Origin of the sequence: Brevundimonas sp., assembly GCF_036732845.1 — a bacterium.
Taxonomy (GTDB): Bacteria; Pseudomonadota; Alphaproteobacteria; order Caulobacterales; family Caulobacteraceae; genus Brevundimonas.
In genome coordinates this window covers 20,080-39,825 of the sequence record NZ_DAINBO010000010.1, presented here as the reverse complement: position 1 = coordinate 39,825, position 19,746 = coordinate 20,080, and the positions used below count along the sequence as shown (strand labels likewise).

Annotated in this window: 17 protein-coding genes; 10 read left to right on the top strand and 7 right to left on the bottom strand. The window is 69.2% G+C overall.

Translation table 11 applies throughout. The features are described from left to right. Positions 1–40 precede the first annotated feature (40 nt). Positions 41–823, bottom strand: a complete 783-nt coding sequence (locus V7D63_RS05560) for a ZIP family metal transporter (protein ID WP_333591271.1) — start codon at positions 821–823, stop codon at positions 41–43. A 77-nt stretch (positions 824–900) separates the two neighbouring features. Here V7D63_RS05560 and proB point away from each other — a divergent pair, with 77 nt between their 5' ends. The 3 genes from proB (at position 901) to V7D63_RS05545 (ending at position 3,588) form a co-directional block, all read left to right on the top strand. Further along, entirely contained in the window at positions 901–2,058 is a 1,158-nt protein-coding gene (gene proB / locus V7D63_RS05555) for a glutamate 5-kinase (protein WP_333591270.1), read from the top strand. After that, on the top strand, positions 2,055–3,320 hold the full coding sequence (locus V7D63_RS05550; protein ID WP_333591269.1) for a glutamate-5-semialdehyde dehydrogenase: 1,266 nt from the start codon (positions 2,055–2,057) through the stop codon (positions 3,318–3,320). Before proB ends, V7D63_RS05550 begins: the two co-directional genes overlap by 4 nt. Positions 3,321–3,405: 85 nt before the next feature. Beyond that, a complete protein-coding gene (locus V7D63_RS05545; protein WP_333591268.1) occupies positions 3,406–3,588 on the top strand; it encodes a DUF3606 domain-containing protein in 183 nt (60 codons plus the stop codon). On the opposite strand, the gene V7D63_RS05540 is transcribed toward V7D63_RS05545, so the two are convergent. Both V7D63_RS05540 and V7D63_RS05535 read right to left on the bottom strand, forming a co-directional pair. Beyond that, the gene (locus tag V7D63_RS05540) at positions 3,585–4,310 is read right to left on the bottom strand and encodes an ABC transporter permease (protein WP_333591267.1); all 726 of its coding nucleotides are present in this window, start codon (positions 4,308–4,310) and stop codon (positions 3,585–3,587) included. The genes V7D63_RS05545 and V7D63_RS05540 overlap by 4 nt on opposite strands. Continuing rightward, positions 4,310–5,242, bottom strand: a complete 933-nt coding sequence (locus V7D63_RS05535; RefSeq protein ID WP_333591266.1) for an ABC transporter ATP-binding protein — start codon at positions 5,240–5,242, stop codon at positions 4,310–4,312. The genes V7D63_RS05540 and V7D63_RS05535 overlap by 1 nt, the downstream gene beginning before the upstream one ends. Before the next feature lie 167 nt (positions 5,243–5,409). On the opposite strand from V7D63_RS05535, the gene V7D63_RS05530 reads away from it, so the two are divergent. From V7D63_RS05530 to upp, 5 genes are all read left to right on the top strand, one after another. Continuing rightward, positions 5,410–5,841 (top strand): DUF2975 domain-containing protein, encoded by a 432-nt coding sequence (locus V7D63_RS05530; RefSeq protein WP_333591265.1) that lies wholly within the window; start codon positions 5,410–5,412, stop codon positions 5,839–5,841. After that, the gene (locus V7D63_RS05525; RefSeq protein WP_333591264.1) at positions 5,841–6,083 is read left to right on the top strand and encodes a helix-turn-helix domain-containing protein; all 243 of its coding nucleotides are present in this window, start codon (positions 5,841–5,843) and stop codon (positions 6,081–6,083) included. Before V7D63_RS05530 ends, V7D63_RS05525 begins: the two co-directional genes overlap by 1 nt. 121 nt (positions 6,084–6,204) lie before the next feature. Next, positions 6,205–7,461 (top strand): GTP cyclohydrolase II, encoded by a 1,257-nt coding sequence (locus tag V7D63_RS05520; protein ID WP_333591263.1) that lies wholly within the window; start codon positions 6,205–6,207, stop codon positions 7,459–7,461. Continuing rightward, positions 7,448–8,689 carry a URC4/urg3 family protein gene (locus V7D63_RS05515; RefSeq protein ID WP_333591262.1) on the top strand — a complete coding sequence of 414 codons (1,242 nt, stop codon included), beginning with the start codon at positions 7,448–7,450 and terminating at the stop codon, positions 8,687–8,689. The genes V7D63_RS05520 and V7D63_RS05515 overlap by 14 nt, the downstream gene beginning before the upstream one ends. A 14-nt stretch (positions 8,690–8,703) precedes the next feature. Beyond that, positions 8,704–9,333 carry a uracil phosphoribosyltransferase gene (upp, locus tag V7D63_RS05510; RefSeq protein WP_333591317.1) on the top strand — a complete coding sequence of 210 codons (630 nt, stop codon included), beginning with the start codon at positions 8,704–8,706 and terminating at the stop codon, positions 9,331–9,333. Positions 9,334–9,372: 39 nt separating this feature from the next. On the opposite strand, the gene V7D63_RS05505 is transcribed toward upp, so the two are convergent. The 3 genes from V7D63_RS05505 to V7D63_RS05495 form a co-directional block, all read right to left on the bottom strand. Further along, on the bottom strand, positions 9,373–12,951 hold the full coding sequence (locus V7D63_RS05505) for an ABC transporter permease/M1 family aminopeptidase (RefSeq protein ID WP_333591261.1): 3,579 nt from the start codon (positions 12,949–12,951) through the stop codon (positions 9,373–9,375). A 7-nt stretch (positions 12,952–12,958) separates the two neighbouring features. Next, positions 12,959–13,834, bottom strand: coding sequence for an ABC transporter ATP-binding protein (locus V7D63_RS05500; protein WP_333591260.1), 876 nt, complete (start codon positions 13,832–13,834; stop codon positions 12,959–12,961). A gap of 85 nt (positions 13,835–13,919) precedes the next feature. After that, positions 13,920–14,312 carry an AprI/Inh family metalloprotease inhibitor gene (locus V7D63_RS05495; protein ID WP_333591259.1) on the bottom strand — a complete coding sequence of 131 codons (393 nt, stop codon included), beginning with the start codon at positions 14,310–14,312 and terminating at the stop codon, positions 13,920–13,922. Positions 14,313–14,482: 170 nt separating this feature from the next. Here V7D63_RS05495 and V7D63_RS05490 point away from each other — a divergent pair, with 170 nt between their 5' ends. After that, on the top strand, positions 14,483–16,216 hold the full coding sequence (locus V7D63_RS05490) for a type I secretion system permease/ATPase (protein WP_333591258.1): 1,734 nt from the start codon (positions 14,483–14,485) through the stop codon (positions 16,214–16,216). After that, a complete protein-coding gene (locus tag V7D63_RS05485; protein WP_333591257.1) occupies positions 16,213–17,544 on the top strand; it encodes an HlyD family type I secretion periplasmic adaptor subunit in 1,332 nt (443 codons plus the stop codon). Before V7D63_RS05490 ends, V7D63_RS05485 begins: the two co-directional genes overlap by 4 nt. A gap of 1 nt (position 17,545) precedes the next feature. Here the strand turns inward: V7D63_RS05485 and V7D63_RS05480 are convergent, their stop codons facing one another. Then, positions 17,546–19,645, bottom strand: coding sequence for a malate synthase G (locus V7D63_RS05480; RefSeq protein ID WP_333591256.1), 2,100 nt, complete (start codon positions 19,643–19,645; stop codon positions 17,546–17,548). Positions 19,646–19,746: the final 101 nt, after the last annotated feature.

Here is a 19,746-nt window from a genome sequence, read left to right as displayed (position 1 = left end):
GCGTCCGTGTTTCACGAATGCGACGATGTTTGAAACAAACTCAGCCCAGGGCGATGTCCAGGAACATCATGCCCACCAGGCCGATCATCAGCCCCGCCATCGACCGCTCGTCCCGGGCGTTGGCGCGGGTCTCGGGAATGATCTCGGCGGCCACCACATAGATCATGGCCCCCGCCGCCAGCCCCAGGCCCCACGGCAACAAGGCGGGCGACCAGGCCACCAGGCCCGCGCCGATCACCCCGCCGACCGGCTCCACCATCCCGGAGGCCAGGGCCGCGCCGAACGCCGCCCGGCGCCCCCAGCCCAGCGCACCCATGGCGGCGGCCACCGCCAGCCCCTCGGGCATGTTCTGAATGCCGATGCCCAGGGCCGTCGCCAGGCCCTGGCTCATGTCGCCCCCGCCGAACGAGACGCCCACGGCCGCCCCTTCGGGGAAGTTGTGCAGAGTGATGGCGAAGACGAACAGCCAGATGCGCCGCGTCAGCCCCTTGGACCCCGCCGGGCCGATCGCCAGCATGTCCACCGGGGCGAACCGGTTCAACAGCCCCACCGCCATGGCCCCCAACAGCACGGCCATGGCCATGATCCCGGCCGCGAACGGCCGTGTCGCGCCGTGATCTTCCAGCACCGCGACGCCCGGCATGATCAGCGAAAAGAAGGAGGCCGCCAGCATCACCCCGGCGGCGAAGCCCAGCAGCACCCCTTGCGTCTGTTTCGACGGCGTCTTCATGACCAGCAGAGGCAGCGCGCCCACCGCCGTCATCAGACCGGCGGCCAGGCTGCCCAGGGTTCCGGCCGCGATGGGGGAAAGGGAATCCAGCATCGTCTTTCTGTGTGGCGGGCGACGCGTCGTCCGGCAAGCCGCTTCCGCCGAACGCCGCCGGGCCGTAGAGAGGGTCCATGTCCGACGCCTCCGACCTGCCCCGGCGGCCCGACGCCGCCTCGGCCCTGACCGAGGCCCGGCGCATCGTGGTCAAGATCGGTTCGGCCCTGTTGATCCAGGGCCGTGACGAAGGCGTCGCGCGCGACTGGCTGGCCGCCCTGGCCGCCGACATCGCCGCGCTGCGGGCCGAGGGACGACAGGTCATCGTCGTGTCGTCGGGCGCCGTGGCCCTGGGCCGCGCCCGCCTGGGCGTCGTCTCCGGGGGGCTGGAGGACAAACAGGCCGCCGCCGCCGTGGGCCAGTCGCTGCTGATGCACGCCTGGGAAGAGGCCCTGGCCCCGCACGGGCTGATCGTCGCCCAGATGCTGCTGACCCGCGACGACACCGAGCGGCGCCGCCGTTGGCTGAACGCCCGCGCCACGGTCGAGGCCCTGCTGGGTCACGGCGTCGTGCCCGTGGTCAATGAGAACGACACGGTGGCGACCGAAGAGATCCGCTATGGCGACAATGACCGGCTGGCGGCGCGCGCGGCCCAGTTGGCGCGGGCGGACCTGCTGGTGCTGCTGTCCGACATCGACGGTCTCTACACCGCCGACCCGCGCCGCGATCCGGCCGCCGCCCATCTGCCGCTGGTCGAGAGCCTGGGTCCCGAGGTCCTGGCCATGGCGGGCGGCGCTAACGCCGCGACCGGCGTCGGCACGGGCGGCATGGCGACCAAGCTGGCCGCCGCCCAGATCGCCCGCTCGGCCGGATGCTCGACCGTCATCGCCTCGGGCCTGACGCCGCATCCGCTGAAGGCCGTGGCCGACGGCGCGCGCGCCACCCTGATCGCCGCCCCCGACGAGCCGATGCAGGCCTATAAGCAATGGATCGCGGGCAGCCTGGCCCCCGCCGGAACCCTGGCGCTCGACGCCGGCGCCGCCCAGGCCCTGCTGAACGGCAAGAGCCTGTTGCCCAGCGGGATCACGGCGGTTCAAGGCGGCTTCGAAAAGGGCGACTGCGTGCGGCTGAACGGTCCCGACGGCGTGCGTCTGGGCGTCGGCTTGGCGGCCTATCCGGCCGAGGACCTGGCCCGCATCCGCGGCCGCCGCAGCGACGAGATCGAGACCGTTCTGGGCTATCGCGGTCCCACGGCCGCCGTCCATCGCGACGACATGGTGCTGGAGACCCGATGAGCGACCTGCGCGCAGAGATGCTGGACATGGGCCGCCGCGCCCGCGCCGCCGCCGCGGCCCTGGCCCAGGCGTCGGCCGACCGGCGCACCGCCGCCCTGACCGCCCTTGCGCAAGGTCTGACCCGCGCCGCGCCGGTCATCCTGGACGCCAACGCCCGCGACGTCGCCGCCGCCCGCGCGGCCGGTCTGTCCGAGGCCCTGATCGACCGCCTGGCCTTGAACCCCGCCCGTGTCGAGGGGATGACCCAGGCCGTGGCGGCCATCGCCGCCGTGCCTGACCCCCTGGGCGTCGAACTGGCCCGCTGGACGCCCGCCAACGGCCTGGACATCGCGCGGGTCCGCACCCCCATCGGCGTGCTGGGCGTCATCTATGAGAGCCGCCCCAACGTCACCGCCGACGCCGCCGCCTTGAGCCTGCGCTCGGGCAACGCCGCCATCCTGCGCTGCGGCTCGGACTGTCTCCAATCGTCCCTGGCGATCGCCGATGTGATCCGTGACGCCCTGGCGGCCGCCGACCTGCCCGCCGATGCGGTTCAGGTGATCGCCACGCCCGACCGTGACGCCGTCGGCCATCTGCTCAACGGCCTGGAGGGGACCGTCGACCTGTTGATCCCGCGCGGCGGCAAGAGCCTGGTCGCCCGCGTCCAGGCCGAGGCCAAGGCGCCCGTGCTGGGTCACCTGGAAGGCCTGTGCCACACCTATCTGCACCCGTCCGCCGACCTGGACGTCGCCCGCCGTGTGGTGCTGAACGCCAAGATGCGCCGCGTCTCGGTCTGCGGCGCCACCGAGACCCTGCTGGTCGACCGTGCGGGAGCCGAGCGCTTGTTGCCGCCGGTCGCCGCCGATCTGATCGCCGCCGGTTGCGAACTGCGCGGCGACCCCCCCGCCCGCGCCCTGGTCCCCGCCATGACCGAGGCGGTCGAGACCGACTGGACCACCGAATACCTGGCCCCGATCCTGTCCGTCCGCGTGGTCGACGACCTGGACGCCGCCGTCGATCACATCCGCCGCTACGGCTCGGGCCACACCGAGGCGATCATCACCACCGATCCCGAGGCCGCCGAACGGTTCACCACGGCGGTCGACAGCGCCATCGTGCTGGTCAACGCCTCGACCCAGTTCGCCGACGGCGGCGAGTTCGGCTTCGGCGGCGAGATCGGCATCTCCACCTCGCGCCTGCATGCGCGCGGCCCGGTCGGCGCCGAACAACTGACGACCTACAAATACGTCGTGCACGGCCAGGGCCAGACCCGTCCCGGCTGAAGGAAGGTTCGGCGTCGCGGACCTCGCGCCGACCCGTCCGACGTGTCAGGATCAGCCCGACCCCTATGGTCGGAGATGCTCACAGATGGCGGGTCTGAAGGACAAGCGCGGCTTCATCGACAAGGATCGGCTGGACCTGTCCGAGCGTCAGGCCGTCGAATACTGGATGAAACGCTGGGGCGTGACGCGCGACCAGATCGTCGCCGCCCACCGCAAGGTCGGCCGAATGACGAAGGACATCGCCGCCGAATTGGGCAAGAAGCGCTAACGCACCTCGCGTCGGCTCAGGCTGATCAGCATCAGGATCAGCACCAGCAAGCCCACGCCGCAGCCCAGAGCCAGCGCCGTCTGCCACCGCCAGGTCTCGGTCGCCAGCATGTTCACCGGCATCTGCCAGGGCAGGAAGACTCCCTGTTTGGCCGAGGTCGCCACCACCGCGAAGAAGGTCCCGCCGATCCCCACCGACAGGGCCGGAACGAAGCTGGCGAAGCGCAGCGCGACCCACAACTGGATCGCCGTCAGCAACAGGGCGGCCAGATACATCCGGCCCAGCACCACGGCCACGCCGGTCCAATCGATCACGCCGGTCGGCCGCACCACAGGCTTGATCGCCGCCGCCGTCTCCAGCGCCGCCCAGGTCAGAGTCGGCACGAGCACGGACATGATCGCGACCAGCCCCAGCACGCAGACCGCCTTGGCCGCATACAGCCGCCAGCGCGGAACCGGCAGGGCGCGCAGGTGATCCCAGCTTTTCGGCCCGTGCTCCATGTGCGCGACCAGGGCCGTCAGGGCCGTCACGCTCATCGGCAGCATGAAGAAGGCCCAGATGCCGGCGCCCTGCATCATCCACATCTCCCACGGCCGCGCCTCGTCCATCCGCAAGGCGCTGAAGAAGGCGAAGACGGCGATCAGACCCGGCGCCAGCCCGGCCAGGGCCAGGGCCAACGACCGTTTCAGCTTGGCGATCTCGACATACAACGGGGTGAGCATCAGGCGGCCTCCTTCCAGGCTTCGACGGCGGTGACCTGGCGGTACAGGCCCTCCAGGCTGCGGGCGCGTGGGCCGATGGCGACCACGTCGATCCCGGCCTGGACCAGGGCGCGGTTCAGATCGGCGCAAGCGGGTTCCGCCGCCTGGCCTGGTTTCAACGTCGCCACCACCTCCCCGTCCCGCGTCTCGGCCTTCAATCCCTTGGCGCGGACCAGGGACAAGGCCGCCTTCGCATCCGTCGCGCGCACCGCGATCTGCGCCGCCACCCCGGCGCGCAGGGTCGTCAGCTCGCCTTCCAGCACCAGCCGTCCGGCGTGGACGACACCGACATGGCTGGCCGTCTGTTCGATCTCGCCCAGCAGGTGGCTGGACAGCAGCACCGTGGCCCCGGTCTTGCCGGGCAGGTCGCGCAGGAAGCGGCGCATGTCGGCGATGCCGTCCGGGTCCAGCCCGTTGGTCGGCTCGTCCAGGATCAGAACCGGCGGCGCCCCCAGCATGGCCCGCGCCAGGCCCAATCGCTGCCGCATGCCCAGCGAATAGCCGCCGACCCGGCGGCTCGCGTCGCCCGTCATCTCGACCACCGCCAGCACCCGGTCGATCTCGGTCTTCGGCAGGCCCAGCAGCCGCCGCGTCAGGTCCATGTTCTCGCGTCCCGACAGATTGGCGTAGAAGCCGTGCGCCTCCAGCAGCGCGCCGACCTTTCGCGCCGCCGCGATCCGGTTCGTCGCCACGTCGATCCCATCGACCAGCGCCCGGCCTTCACTGGGCCGCAACAGGCCCAGCAGCATCTTCAGCGTCGTCGTCTTGCCCGCGCCGTTGCGGCCCAGGAAACCGTACACCGCCTGTTTCGGCACGGTCATGGACACGCCGTCGACGGCCAGCACTCGGCCGAACCGGCGTGTCAGGGCATGGGTTTCGAGGGCGGACGACATGGCGGGCGACGCTCCTTTTATTTAACTCAGGGATAAAGTTGCGCATGTCGTATTTTTAAGTCAAGATTAAAGAACCGTCATCTGATTCACCGTCGCTCGCCATGTCCCCAAACGATCTCGCCGCCTTCCGCCTGCGTTGCCGCCAGTTTCGTTGGCTGGCGGTCCTCATGGTCGTCAGCGTCGGCGGCCTGCTGGCGCTGATGTATCTGATCGCCCCCCTCGTGCTGGCCGCGCGCGACGGTCGCGCCTTGGGCGAGAGCTACTGGCGCGGCGTCATCATGGCCGCGCCCACGGTCTGCTACCTGTTCGGGGTCTGGTCGATCGGGGCGGCGATGAAACGGATCGCCGACGGCGCCCTGTTGCAAGGCGCGGTCGCCGACGCCCTGCGCCGGGTCGGGCTGGCGCTGGGGATCGGCGGGACGGCCAGCGTCTTTCTGGTCACCAACATCAGCCGCCTCATGGGCCTGAGCCATGGCGGCTATCTCTATTTCGACGTGCCGGGCATGACCCTGGGCATGATCGGCGGGGCCTTGTTCCTGCTGGGCCGGGTCATGGACCAAGCCGCCGCCGCCCAGGCCGAGCTGGACGAGATGATCTGATGCCCATCCGCGTCACCCTGGACGAGCTGATCGTCAAGAAAGGGATCAAGGCCCGCGACCTGGCGGCCCAGGTGGGTCTCAGCGAGACCCAGCTCTCGCTGTTCCGCTCGGGCAAGGTGAAGGGCATTCGCTTCCGCACCCTGGCCCGGCTGTGCGCCGCCCTGGACTGCCGCCCGCGCGACCTGCTGGACTATGACTTCGATCCCGCCGACCGCGAACCGCCGACCGCGCCGGAAGACTGATCGCCGCGATCGCGCCTGACGCCCGCCCCCGCAAATGCCGCTGGACAGGCGCCCGTTCCGGGTGTGTCCTGAACGGTCCGGCGCGGATCAAAAGAACAGCCGGGCTTGAGGCAGGAAACGCATGTCGTCCAATCGTCCCAGCCATATCCGGCTGAACTCCCACCCCGGCGAGGGAGCCGCCTCGCGCTTCCCGATCCGCTGGGGCGCCCCGACCGCGCGCGAACGCGGGCCGATCATCGGCTCGTCCACATCGGGCGGCGACCGCAACGCCATCGGCGCTCATGGCGGCGCCTATTCGCTGTACCGCGCCCTGGCCGTGGCCTCCGGCGCGATGAGCGCGAACAACCGCCCCGACCTGACCAACACCGCGCCGACCAATCCGATGGGACCTTTCCCTCAATGGTCCGATCCGGCCAAGATCGTCTCGCTGGACCCCTGGGGCGCCCGCGTGGCCGAGGACTTCGCCCCCGAACTGGCCGAGGGCGTCGATATCCGCCCCACCATCGCCGTGACCAAGGCCCGCCTGACCCTGCCCGAGATCGCGGAAGCCATCGCCGCGGGCCGCCTCAAGGTCGATGGGACGGTGGTGCATGAGACCGGCGACGTCTCCGTCACCAAGGCCGCCGTCGATCCGGTCTGGCATCTGCCCGGCATCGCCGAACGTTTCGGCGTCACCGAGACGGCCCTGCGGCGCACACTGTTTGAACAGACCGGCGGCATGTACGCCGACCTGGTGACCCGGCCCGACATCAAGGTCTTTTTGCCCCCCATCGGCGGCATCACCCTCTATGCCTTCGGCGACCCCGCCGCGATCGCCGATCCGAAGCGCCGCCTGACCTGCCGCGTGCACGACGAATGCAATGGCTCGGACGTCTTCGGCTCCGACATCTGCACCTGCCGCCCCTATCTGACCCACGGCATCGAGGAGTGCGTCAAGGAGGCCCAGGACGGCGGGGCCGGGCTGATCGTCTATAACCGCAAGGAAGGTCGGGCGCTGGGCGAGGTGACCAAATTCCTGGTCTACAACGCCAGGAAGCGTCAGCCGGGCGGCGACCAGGCCGCCACCTATTTCGAGCGCACCGAATGCGTCGCCGGGGTCCAGGACGCCCGCTTCCAGCAACTGATGCCCGATGTGCTGCACTGGCTGGGCATCACCCGCATCGACCGCTTCGTGTCCATGTCGAACATGAAGCACGACGCCCTGACGGGTTCTGGCATCGAGATCGGCGAGCGGGTGCCCATCCCCGATTATCTGATCCCGCCCGACGCCTCGGTCGAGATGGAGGCCAAGAAGGCGGCCGGCTACTTCGCCCCCGAAGGCGCCGCCTCCGCCGAGGAGCTTACCCGCGTGGTGGGCCGCGATCTTGGCAAGTTCTGAGGCCGCGCAGGCGAAAGGCCTGCTGAACCCCGCCGCCGTCCGCGACCGAGCCGAAGAGATGCTGCGCATCGGCGTCGAAGGCGGGCTGGAGCATTGGCGGGTCGATCTGGACCGCCTGCCCGAAGTCGCCCGTTATGTCGCCGATCTGACGCGCGAGCGGTACCCGACGCTGGCCGTGCCCTTCCACGCCCGCTGGCGTCATTTCGAGCTGGACGGCGTCGATCTGTGGGGACCCGACGCCGACGCCGAAGATTGGCCTGACGCCGCTACACGCGCCCGCGCCGAGTTCGATCTGGCTGTCGTCTCGGTCCTGCTGGACGCCGGGTCCGGGCCGGGCTGGTCCTACGTCGACGCCGCCACGGGCAGGACGTACACCCGCTCCGAAGGTCTAGCCGTCGCCTCTCTGCGGATGTTCCAGGCCGGAGCCTTCTCGGCCGATCCCGACGATCCGTGGCGCGCCGACGCGGTCAGCCTGACCCTGCTGTCCGCCGCCGATCTGGCGAAGGGCTTCCAGGTCACGGCCGACAATCCGCTGGTCGGGCTGGAAGGCCGCGCCGCCCTGCTGCGCCGCCTGGGCCGCCAGTGCCTGGCCCGCCCCGACCTGTTCGAGCTGGAGGACGGTCCACGCCCCGGCGGCTTGGCCGATGTGTTGTTCGAGCGCGCCGACGCCGAAGACCGCCTGCCCGCCCGCGCCATCCTCGAACTGCTGCTCGAAGCCTTCGGCCCGATCTGGCAGGACAGGCTGACCCTGGGCGGCGTCGATCTGGGCGACTGCTGGCGACACCCCGCCATGAGACGTGACGATGCTACGGACGGCCTGGTTCCGATCCACAAACTGTCCCAATGGCTCAGCTATTCCCTGGTCGAGCCGCTGCAGCGCGCGGGCGTCGTGGTCACCGACCTGGACGGCCTGACCGGCCTGGCCGAATACCGCAACGGCGGCCTGTTCATGGACATGGGCGTGCTGACGCTGAAGGACCCGGCCGACGCCGACAAGGCCTGGCCCGTCTCCGATCCCCTGGTCGTCGGCTGGCGGTCGATGACCGTGGCCCTGCTGGACCGGATCGCCCCCCTGGTGCGCGCCGAGCTGGGCGTCGACGCCGACCGCCTGCCGCTGGCCAGCGTGCTGGAGGCCGGGACCTGGGCCGCCGGGCGGCGCATCGCCGCCGAACGTCGAGCCGGAGGCGGCCCGCCCCTCACCATCCTCTCGGACGGAACCGTATTCTGATGGACAGAACGATCCTGGACGGCGTGACCGTCATCGACCACCCACTGGTCCGCCACAAGCTGACCATCATGCGCAAGAAGGAGACCTCGACGGCCCAGTTCCGTCGCCTGCTGCGCGAGATATCGACCCTGCTCTGCTATGAGGTCACCCGCGACCTGCCGCTGACGGCCACGGCCATCGAGACGCCCGTCGGCCCGATGCAGGGCCAGGCCATCGAGGGCAAGAAGCTGGTCTTCGTGCCCATCCTGCGCGCCGGCCTGGGCCTGGTCGAGGGGATGCTGGACCTGGTCCCGTCCGCCCGCGTCGGCCACGTCGGCCTGTACCGCGACCCCGAGACGCTTCAGGCGTTTGAATACTATTTCCGCGCGCCCGAGGACGTGGCCGACCGCCTGTGCGTGGTCATCGACCCCATGTTGGCCACCGCCAACACCGCCGTGGCCGCCCTGGACCGATTGAAGGAGCGGGGCGTGGACCGCCTGCGTTTCGTCTGTCTGGTCGCCTCGCCCGAGGGGATCGAGCGGCTGCGCGCCTTCCATCCCGACGTGCCGATCTGGACGGCGGCGATCGACGACGGCCTGAACGACCACGGCTACATCGTGCCGGGCCTAGGCGACGCCGGCGACCGGCTGTTCGGGACCAGATAGCGACGTCCTTCTCCCCCGAAGGGGAGAAGGATCAGCGCGCTACTCCACCGTCACGATGTTGTCGTCCGAGTCCCGGTCGATCCAGCGATTGTACGGATCGGCCCCGGCGAAGGCGGGCTTGCGCGCCGTGATGAAGCGGAAGGTCTGCACCCCGCTGCGCAGCGGCCGCCGCTCCATCAGCAGCACGTTCTTCTCGTCGAAGCCCTTGTCGCCCGGCTTGGCGCTGAACAGGCCGATGTCGAAGGTCTCCTCCAGCGGCGCCTCGGTCTCGACGCCCTGACCGTCCGCATACAGCTTGCGGGCGCTGACGGTCACCGTCACGTCCCAGCGGCCGTCGCCGCGGCGACGCGCGATCGCGCCGGTCGTCTCGACGTCGTACAGGGTGATCTTCTCGAACAGGTCGGTGATCAGGTCCTGCTTGTCCGCCGGGGCTTCGGCCCGGATGGCCTGGACCAGGTCGATCGAGCGCGGATAGGGTGCCGACTTGAAGGCGTATTGCGCCAGCACCCGTCGCAGGGCGCGGTTCACCGCCTGTTCGCCGATCTGATCGCGCAGCAGGTACAGCACCAGGCCGCCCTTCTGATAGTGGATGTACTGTTGGTTCTCGACCCGCATCAGGGGCAGTTCCTCCAGCCGTTCCGAACCCCGCGCGCGCAGATAGCCGTCCAGTTCCTGCTTCAGGAAACGGCGGATCTGGTCGCGGCCGTATTTGCGCTCCATCACCATCAGGGCCGTGTACTGGGCCAGGGATTCCGACAGCAGGGTCGAACCCTGCTGGTCCGAACCGATGATCTGGTGCGCCCACCACTGGTGCGCGAACTCATGCGCGGCGATGTAGGTGACGAAGTCGATCTTGTCCGGCTTCGACAGGTCGGTGATGAAGCCCAGCCCCTCGGACCAGGCGAAGGTGTTCGGCATCGACTGGGCGTAGCCGGCATAGGCCGGGAACTCCACGATGCGCGCCTGGCGGAACTGATAGGGGCTGAACTCGGTCCCGGCGTAGTCCAGGGTCGCCGCCAGGGCGTCCAGCATGGTCGGCACGTTCCGTTCGTGGCCGGGGTGGTGATAGACCACCAGTTCGACCCCGTTGTGCATGCGCCGCGCCTCGACATATCGAGCCGACTGCACCGACAGGAAGTTCAGCACCGGGCTTTCGGTGACGAAACGCACCGTGCGGCGGCCGTTCTTGATGACGTCCGAGACCTTGTAGCCCGGCGCGACCGGCGTCTGATCCGCGTCGGTGGTCACGGTGATGTCGGCCGTCACCCAGTCGGCGCCGACGTAGTTCTTGCCGCGCGCGCGTTCGTCTTCCAGCTTGGCCATGCGCAACTCGGCCGGCAGTCCGGCCTTGCGCCGCTTGGTGCGATCGGTCAGCAGGCCGTCGCGGTTCATGCCGATCGTCGGCGCGAACTCGGCGTTGTTGACGAAGGTCCCGTTGTCGACCAGCCGCGTGGTGTTGCCGCTGTTTCTGAAGCCCCGTTGTTCGCGCCATGACGAGAACCGCACCGTACGCCGTTCGCCCGGCTGCATCGGCGTGTCGAAGCGATAGATGCGATAGTCGAACTCGGGCCATTCACGCACCATTCGCGCGCCCTGGACCGACAGTTCGCGCATCTTCAGATCGCCGTCCCAGCGCAGGTGGATCTCGTTCAGCGGCGCGGCCGTCTTGTTCTCGACGACGATCTCGCCCTCGGTCTTCAGGGTCGGCGCGTGCGGGTGCAGATCCAGGTTCAGCTTGACGCTGACCGCCGACGGCTGGGGCGTGTTCTCATAGCGCAGCAGCGTCTTCTCATAGCGGGCCTGCAAGGCCTCGAGGTCGTTGCGGCTGACGTATTCGTTCCAGATGTTGGTGTTCACATAGACGAAGGCGCCCAGGCCCACGAAGGCCGCCAAAGCCCCGAAGCCGATGATCCCCGCCGGTCCCCGCATCCGCTGCGGAAAGCGGCGCAGGCGCGGCGCCAGGCGCGTCTCCGTTCCCCGCCGCCACAGGCCATAGGCCACGACCAGCAACAGCACCGCGAAGGCGCCCCAATAGGCGTTCAGCCAAGCCTGGAACGTAGCGAAATCGCCGCGCGCGTTCATGTCCGACAACGGCACGGCGGGACCCGCGCCATAGTGGTACAGCAGGTGGTCGAAGCCCAGATTGGCCAGCACCAGGGTCGAGATCAGGTACAGAACCATGATCGCCCAGCCGACGAATTTGTTCGGCGACAGCGCCTGAACAAAGATCGCCAGCACCGCCATCAGGATGAAGCTGATCGACTGCGGCGCCAGATACCAGGCCAGGTATTTGCCCAGTTCGAAATCGGTCACGCCCTTGAGCGCCTGCACCAGGATCCCGGCGCCCATCGACACGAACAGGGTCGAGATCAGCACCAGCGCCAGGGCCAGGGTCTTGGGAACCAGGAAGGTCCAGTCGGGCGTCGCGGTGGCGTCGACGATCTCGTGCATCCGCCGTTCGCGGTCACGCCAGACCAGTTCGCCGGAATAATAGATGGCGATGATCATCGTGATCAGGCCGAAACCGCCGGTCAGGCCGTCGATGGTCACGCGCGTGACCATGATGATCGGCGTCTGATAGATCTCGCCCTCGAACCACAGCATCATCACCGCGAAGCTGAAGCCCAGCAACAGCAGCACCACATAGGCCGGGCTGCGGAAGATCATCCCCATCTCGAACCGGGTGCGCGACCAGAGCTGGGTCAGGCCCGAAGCCCAGCCGTAGCGCGGCGCGGGCAAGACGCCGACCGGATGAGAAGCGGGCGCTTCCTGTTCGGACAGGGCGCGCAACGTCTCCTGCTTCTTCAGCTTGGCGCCACGCGCGGCCGGGCGGTGCAGCACATAGGCCAGGGCCAGGAAGCCCAGGCTGATCCCCACCCACAGCAGGCGGTTGTACAGCAGCACGCCTTCCAGCGCCGGCATCTGGGTGTTGCGCTCGGCCGTGGTCCAATATTCGGTCACCTTGCCGAAGGCGCCCGATCCGAAGGGCTCGGCCCAGGCCAGGGCGGTCTCGAACTCCGGCTTTTCGCCCAGCACCGAAGTGCCCGCCAGATAGATCATGAACATGGCGACGACGCCGACATAGGTCGCCATCATCGACCGCGTCACGGTCGCCAGGGTGAAGAAGATCGCCGAGCTGACCAGCAGTCCCGTCAAGCCGAAGACGGTGTAGGCGTAAACGTAATCCAGCGGCCGGAACGCCCCCAGGGTCTCGGCGTCGACCCAGGGCATCAGCGTGCCCAGGATCATGCCGAACGCGATGCTGAGGAAGCTGACGGCGACCGCGCCGAACGCCCCCAGGAACCGGCCGTACAGATAGTCGAACTTGCCGATCCGCGTGGTCTGGATCATCGGCCCGAAGCCGGACTGAGCGTCGCGCACGATGACGTTGGCCACGATCGCCGTGGTCGCCAGCATGTAGAAGACGGCGAACAGGAAGTGGGCCGCCGCCACGTTGAACGGCGAGTTCACGTGAACCGCGCCGCCGCCCGAGATGCTGATGTTCTCGCTGGCCGCCACCAGGCCGAAGCTCAGCAGGGCGAACAGCAGGGAAATGACCCAAAAGGCCGGCTGCTTGATTTGATAGCGGAACTCGAAGCCCGCGACATTCCAGAACATGGCGGCCTCAGGCGGCTTTCTTCGACGCGGCCAGCGTCGAGAAATAGACGTCTTCCAGTCCGCCCGGCGCCGGGTCGAAACCCTCTGGATGCTGATCCGCCAGCACGTGGATCACGGTGCGGCCGGCGAACAGACGGGTCGAGATGACCTGATGCTTCGCCTCGTATTCGGCCAACTCCTCCTTGCCGATGGTCTTCTGCCAGACCCGGCCCTTCATCTGGTCCATCAGGTCGCCGGGCGCGCCTTCCAGGCGGATCTTGCCGTCGGCCAGCACCGCCATGCGCGGGCACAGGTCGGCCACGTCCTCGACGATGTGGGTCGACAGGATGACCACCACATTCTCGCCGATCTCGGCCAGCAGGTTCAGGAAACGGTTGCGCTCCTGCGGGTCCAGGCCCGCAGTCGGCTCGTCGACGATGATCAGCCGGGGATTGCCGATCAGGGCCTGAGCGATGCCGAACCGCTGGCGCATGCCGCCAGAAAAGCCCGCCAACGCCTTCTTGCGCACGCTCCACAGATTGACCTGATGCAGCAGGTTCTCGACCGTCTCCTTGCGTTCCTTGCCGCCGGCGATCCCTTTCAGCACCGCCATGTGATCCAGCATGTCGTAGGCCGAGACGCGCGGATAGACGCCGAAATCCTGGGGCAGATAGCCCAGGGTGCGACGCAGGTCCTCGGGCTGTTTGATCACGTCGATCTCGCCGAACTGGATCGAACCCGAGGTCGGGGTCTGAAGCGTGGCGATCGAGCGCATCAGCGTCGACTTGCCGGCCCCGTTCGGTCCCAGAAGACCGAACATTCCGGTCGGCGCCTCCAGGTTCACATCGTCCAGGGCGCGGGTCCCGTTCGGATAGACATGGACGAGGTTCTTGATCGAAAGCATGCGGAATCCCCCTGGCGCGCAGTCACGCCAGACTGACGATCCGACCGGGCCGTTTCAAGTTACCCTTCAGTCAGACTGATCGGAATTATGCTTCCGAGGCCCGAACCAGCCTCAGGCCGTCGCCTTCCAGCACGTCCGGTCCCTGGTGCCGAACCCGCGCCAGGACCCGGCCGCGCTCATCGACGATCTCGATGACGCCCGAGACCACGCTCCAGCGCTTGGCGGCCTCCAGCCGCTGCCCGTGACACCCTTCCGCCAGCACCATCAGGGCGCTCGGTCCCGCCGGCGTCTTCGACAGAGAGATCAAGCACCGTCCCGGCGCGCCCACGACCCGCCACAGGCCGAAGCCGATCTCTCCGACATCCTCTTGCGCGGCGTCAGCGGTCGGATTCTGGGTCATGGCGGCGTCTCCGGCGCGGCAGGCGCCGCTCAGGCTCAAGGACAGAAAGGCGGCGGCGATCAGGGCGGCTTTGGTCATGTGGTCGTCCTTGCGGCTCCCTCGGTCCCTTATCAGGCCGGGCCGCGCCTGAACGCAACCTGTACGGCCGCCGAACCCCGGATGCGCCCCACGAGCGTGACGACTATCTCAAGCGCGGCCGCCGCTGTATTCTTGTCGGCCGCAGTCTCGCGGCGTCGCCTGGTTCGCCTTTGTTCAAGTCGCTGATCCCGACCCAGCCCGGAACCGAGCCTCTGGCCGAGGCCTTCCGCGCCTGCCGGACGCATTTCGTCTGGGCCATGGTGTTCAGCGCCCTGGTCAATCTGCTGTATCTGACGCCGACCCTCTACATGATGCAGGTCTATGACCGCGTCGTGCCGACCGGCGGGATCACCACCCTGATCGCCGTCAGCGCCGTCGCCGTCTTCGCCCTGGCCAGCCTGGCGCTGCTGGACTGGGTGCGCGCGCGCCTGTTGCTGCGCGCCGGTCTGCGGCTGGATCGCCTGTTGGCGGGCCGCGTGCTGGGCCGGGTCATGGACATCCAGGCCAAGGCCCCCAACACCCAGGCGCTGCGCGAGTTCGACAATGTCCGCACCGCCGTGTCCGGCTCGGGCGCCCTGGCCCTGTTCGATGCGCCATGGACGCCGATCTATCTCGGCTTCTGCTTCCTGCTGCATCCGCTGGTCGGGGCGCTGACCATCGTCGGCGGCCTGATCCTGTTCACCCTGGCCCTGCTGAACGAACGCGACAGCCGCCAGCGGCTGAAACGCTCCATCGACGCCTCCAACGCCGCCTACGCCGCTCAGGAACAGGTCGCGGGCCAGGCCGAGGTCATCCGCGCCCTGGGCATGCGCCGCGCCAGCGTCGCCAAACAACTGACCCAGCGCCGCGCCGCCACCGCCCAACAGGCCGACGCCCAACTGACCGGCGGCAAATACACCGGCGCGATCAAATTCGTGCGCATGACCCTGCAATCGGCGGCTCTGGGCCTGGCGGCCTGGCTGGCGGTCAAGGGCCAGATCTCGCCCGGCGCCATCATCGCCTCCTCGGTCCTGCTCAGCCGCGCGGTCGCCCCCATCGAACTGCTGGTCGGGGCCTGGCCCAGCCTGGTTCAGGGCCGGACCAGTTGGCGCGCCCTGATCGATCTGTTCGCCTCCACCGCCGGGAACGAGCGCCCGCGCACCCTGCTGCCCGACCCCGCCGGGCGGCTGAGGGTCGAGACCGTCACCGTCCGCTATCCCGACACCGAGACGGCCCAGTTGCGCGGCGTCGCCTTCGCCCTGGAGCCGGGCCAGACCCTGGGCGTCATCGGCGCCTCTGGCTCGGGCAAGACCACCCTGGCCAAGGTTCTGGCCGGGGCGCTGAAGCCGACCATGGGCGTGGTCCGTCTGGACGGGGCCGACTACGACGCGCGCGAGGGCGACGACCTGGCCCGCCACATCGGCTATCTGCCCCAGAACCCCAGCCTCTTCGCCGGTTCGATCAAGGACAACATCGCCCGCTTCGCCTCGGCCCTGGGCGTCGATGCGGCCGAGATCGACCGCGGCGCGGTCAAGGCCGCCCAGGCCGCCGGCGCCCATGAGATGATCCTGCGTCTGCCGCACGGCTACGACACGGTTCTGGGTCCCTATGGTTCGGGCGTCTCGGCCGGTCAGGCCCAGCGCGTCGCCCTGGCCCGCGCCCTGTACGGCGACCCGGCCCTGCTGGTGCTGGACGAGCCGAACTCCAACCTCGACCAGGAGGGCGAAAGCGCCCTGATGGCCGCCGTCATCGCCGCGACCCAGAGGGGCGCCGCCGTGGTCATCGTCGCCCATCGCGCCGGGGTCCTGGCCCGCGTCGACCGCCTGTTGATGCTCAGGGACGGTCTGGTCCAGATCGAGGGTCCGCGCGAGGACGTGCTGGCGAAACTGCGCGAGGCGCAGCCGGAAGGCGCCACCGCCCGATGACGGCCGTCCCTTCGCCCGCTCCCGCCGAGACCACCGATTCCCCGCGCCGCGAACTGGCCGTCGGCGCCGTGGTCGCGGGCCTGTTCTTCGTCCTGTTCCTGGGCTTCGCCGCCTTCTATCGCATGGACGCCGCCGCCTTCGCCCCCGGCCAGGTCATGGTCTCGGGCAACCGCCAGGCGGTCCAGCATCGCGAAGGCGGCACGGTCAGCGCCATGCACGTGGCCGAGGGCGACCGCGTCACGCGCGGCCAGATCCTGATCGAACTGGCCTCGGGCGAGCTTCGGGCCGAGGAGCGCGGCTTGACCGGCCAAGTCTACGCCCTGTTGGCCCAGCGCGGCCGCATGATCGCCGAACGCGACCGCCTGGGCGCCGTGCCGACCCCGCCCGAGTTCGCGTCCCTGACCGGTCCCGATCTGGCTCTGGCGAACGAGGCCTTGCGCCTGCAACGGCTTCAGTACGCCGCCCGCCGCACCGGCCGTTCGACCGAACAGGGCGTTCTGGGCCAGCGCGTTCAGCAGCTTCAGCAACAGAAGGAAGGCCTGGCCCGTCAGATCGAGGCCAATATCGAACAGCGCCGCCTGATCCTGGACGAACTGGCGGGCATCCGCTCCCTGGCCGAAAAAGGCTACGCCCCCCTGACCCGTGTCCGAGCCTTGGAGCGCGAGGCGGCCCGCATCGACGGCGAACTCGGCTCGCTGCGCGCCCAGTCGGCCCGCACCGACGAACAGATCGGCGAGACGCGGCTGCAATCCTCGGGCGTCGTCACCAAGCTGAACGAGGACGTGGCCGAACAACTGCGTCTGGTCGAGGTCCAGTTGAACGAACTGCGTCCCCGCCTGGCCGAGGCCCGCGCCCAGTTGGCCCGCACCCGCATCGCCGCCCCGGCCACCGGCCAGGTGGTGGGCCTGACCGTCTTCACCGCCGGCGCCGTGGTCCAGCCCGGCCAGCTTCTGATGGAGATCGTGCCCACCGACGCCAATCAGGTGATCGTCGCCCGCATCAATCCGGCCGATGTCGACAATGTGCGCGTCGGCATGGCGTCAGAGGTCAAATTCCCCGGTCTGCGCGAACGTGCGCCGCCGATCCTGCACGGCCGCGTCATGCGCGTCTCGGCCGACGCCTTCACCGACGAACGCACCGGCGCCAGCCACTATCGCGCCGAGGTCGTGGTGCCGGAAGCCGAGCTGGCCCGCCTGGGCGCCGCCTCACGCGACATCCGCCCCGGCATGCCGGTCGAGGTCCAGGTGCAACTGCGCAAACGCACCGCCCTGTCCTATCTGTTCGAGCCGCTGGGCCAGAGCCTGTGGCGCTCGGGCGGAGAGCAATAGCTCAGCCCTTCATCCGTCGCCTGAACGCGTGCAGCAGCGGTTCGGTATAGCCGTTCGGCTGGTCCGCGCCGTCGAACACCAGCGCCCGCGCCGCCTGGAAGGCCAGGCCGTCGAACCCCGGCGCCATCGGGCGATAGGCGGTATCGTCCGCATTCTGGGCGTCGACCTTGACCGCCATCCGCCGCAGCGCCGCCTCGACCTGGTCGGCCGTGCACACGCCGTGCGCCAACCAGTTGGCCATGTGCTGCGAGCTGATCCGCAACGTCGCCCGGTCCTCCATCAGACCGACATCATGGATGTCCGGCACCTTGGAGCAGCCTACCCCCTGGTCGATCCAGCGCACGACATAGCCCAGCAACCCCTGGGCGTTGTTGTCCAGCTCCGCCTCGATCTCGGCTTCGCTCCAGTTGCGCCCGCTCGCCAGGGGCGGGGTCAGCAGGGCGTCCAGCCCCGGCGTCTCCGCCTCGGCGACCTCGGCCTGCCGGGCGAAGACGTCGACCGCGTGATAGTGCAGCGCGTGCAGGGTCGCCGCCGTCGGACTGGGGACCCAGGCGGTGTTCGCCCCGGTCATCGGATGGGCGATCTTCTGCGCCAGCATCTCGGCCATGCGGTCGGGCGCCGCCCACATGCCCTTGCCGATCTGCGCCCGGCCCGACAGGCCGCAGTTCAGACCGATGGCGACGTTGCGCGCCTCATAGGCGGCGATCCAGTCGGCGGATTTCATCTCGGCCTTGCGCACCACCGGCCCGGCCTTCATGGCGGTATGAATCTCGTCGCCGGTGCGGTCCAGGAAGCCGGTGTTGATGAAGACGATCCGGTCCCTCACCGCCTGGATGCAGGCCGCCAGATTGGCGCTGGTGCGCCGCTCCTCGTCCATGACCCCGACCTTGATCGTATGCCGCGCCAGGCCCAGCAAATCCTCGACCGCATCGAACAGCCGGTTGGTGAAGCCGCACTCCTCCGGCCCGTGCATCTTGGGTTTGACGATATAGATCGAACCGGCCGCGCTGTTTCTGAACCGGCCCAGACCACGCAGATCGTACAGGCCGATCAGGCTGGTCATGACGGCGTCCAGCACCCCTTCCGGCGCCTCCGATCCATCCGCCAGCAGCACGGCGGGGGTGGTCATCAGATGGCCGACGTTGCGCACGAACAGCAGGCTGCGCGCCCTCAACACCGTCTCGCCCCCGTCCGGCGCCGTGACCCGCCGGTCGTCCGCCAGCGTCCGCGTCATCGTCCGGCCGCCCTTGTCGAAGGTCTCGGCCAGGTCGCCGCGCATCAGGCCCAGCCAGTTGCGCCACCCCGCCGCCTTGTCCTCGGCGTCCACCGCCGCGACCGAATCCTCCAGGTCGACGATGGTCGACAGGGCGGCCTCCAGCACCACGTCCGAAATCCCCGCCGGATCGGTTTTCCCGATCGGATGGTCTGTGTCGAACACCACCTCGATGTGCAGGCCGTGATGGCGGAACACGCGGCCCTTCGCCGTCGCGCCGACGTACTGTCCTGGATCACGCAGGGGGATGCCGTTCAGATGCGGGTCCTTCAGGTCGGCCCACGATCCGTTCGCCAGCGGCGCGGCCTGGTCCAAGAACGCCTTGGCCCGCGCCACCACCCGCGCCCCGCGCGCGGCGTCATAGGGTCCCGGCGGCGGCGGATCACCCAGGGCGTCGGTCCCGTACAGGGCGTCATACAGACTGCCCCAGCGCGCATTGGCCGCGTTCAGCACGAAACGCGCGTTCAGCGCCGGAACCACCAGTTGCGGTCCCGCCAGCCGTGCGACCTCGTCGTCCACACCCTCCGTGCCGACGGTGAAAGGCGCCGGTTCACCGACCAGGTAGCCGATCTCCTTCAGGAAGGCCTCGGTCGCCGTCGGATCGTGGGGCTGCCCCCGCCGCGCCTCATGCCAGGCGTCGATCCGCGCCTGCATCTGGTCGCGCACCGCCAGCAGGCGCCGGTTCTCGGGTGCGAACCGCGCCAGGATGTCGGCCACGCCCGTCCAGAAGGTCCCCGCCTCCAGGCCCAGGCCGGGCAGAACCTCGCCCTCGACCAGGTCGATCACGGGCCGGGCCACGCTCAGTCCGGCGCGGGCTTGATAGGTCATGGCGGCTCCCCGGCGCGCGGCATGGGGAGGGCGCGCCTGTAACATTGCGTGATCACCACACCATCCCCCGTCGAAGGCCGCAAGGCCCCTCGCCGATGACA

Coding starts and splice junctions, on each gene's coding strand:
- V7D63_RS05560 (WP_333591271.1), bottom strand. CDS start 823: ATGCTGGATTCCCTTTCCCCCATCGCGGCCGGAACCCTGGGCAGCCTG.
- proB (WP_333591270.1), top strand. CDS start 901: ATGTCCGACGCCTCCGACCTGCCCCGGCGGCCCGACGCCGCCTCGGCC.
- V7D63_RS05550 (WP_333591269.1), top strand. CDS start 2,055: ATGAGCGACCTGCGCGCAGAGATGCTGGACATGGGCCGCCGCGCCCGC.
- V7D63_RS05545 (WP_333591268.1), top strand. CDS start 3,406: ATGGCGGGTCTGAAGGACAAGCGCGGCTTCATCGACAAGGATCGGCTG.
- V7D63_RS05540 (WP_333591267.1), bottom strand. CDS start 4,310: ATGCTCACCCCGTTGTATGTCGAGATCGCCAAGCTGAAACGGTCGTTG.
- V7D63_RS05535 (WP_333591266.1), bottom strand. CDS start 5,242: ATGTCGTCCGCCCTCGAAACCCATGCCCTGACACGCCGGTTCGGCCGA.
- V7D63_RS05530 (WP_333591265.1), top strand. CDS start 5,410: ATGGTCGTCAGCGTCGGCGGCCTGCTGGCGCTGATGTATCTGATCGCC.
- V7D63_RS05525 (WP_333591264.1), top strand. CDS start 5,841: ATGCCCATCCGCGTCACCCTGGACGAGCTGATCGTCAAGAAAGGGATC.
- V7D63_RS05520 (WP_333591263.1), top strand. CDS start 6,205: ATGTCGTCCAATCGTCCCAGCCATATCCGGCTGAACTCCCACCCCGGC.
- V7D63_RS05505 (WP_333591261.1), bottom strand. CDS start 12,951: ATGTTCTGGAATGTCGCGGGCTTCGAGTTCCGCTATCAAATCAAGCAG.
- V7D63_RS05500 (WP_333591260.1), bottom strand. CDS start 13,834: ATGCTTTCGATCAAGAACCTCGTCCATGTCTATCCGAACGGGACCCGC.
- V7D63_RS05495 (WP_333591259.1), bottom strand. CDS start 14,312: ATGACCAAAGCCGCCCTGATCGCCGCCGCCTTTCTGTCCTTGAGCCTG.
- V7D63_RS05485 (WP_333591257.1), top strand. CDS start 16,213: ATGACGGCCGTCCCTTCGCCCGCTCCCGCCGAGACCACCGATTCCCCG.
- V7D63_RS05480 (WP_333591256.1), bottom strand. CDS start 19,645: ATGACCTATCAAGCCCGCGCCGGACTGAGCGTGGCCCGGCCCGTGATC.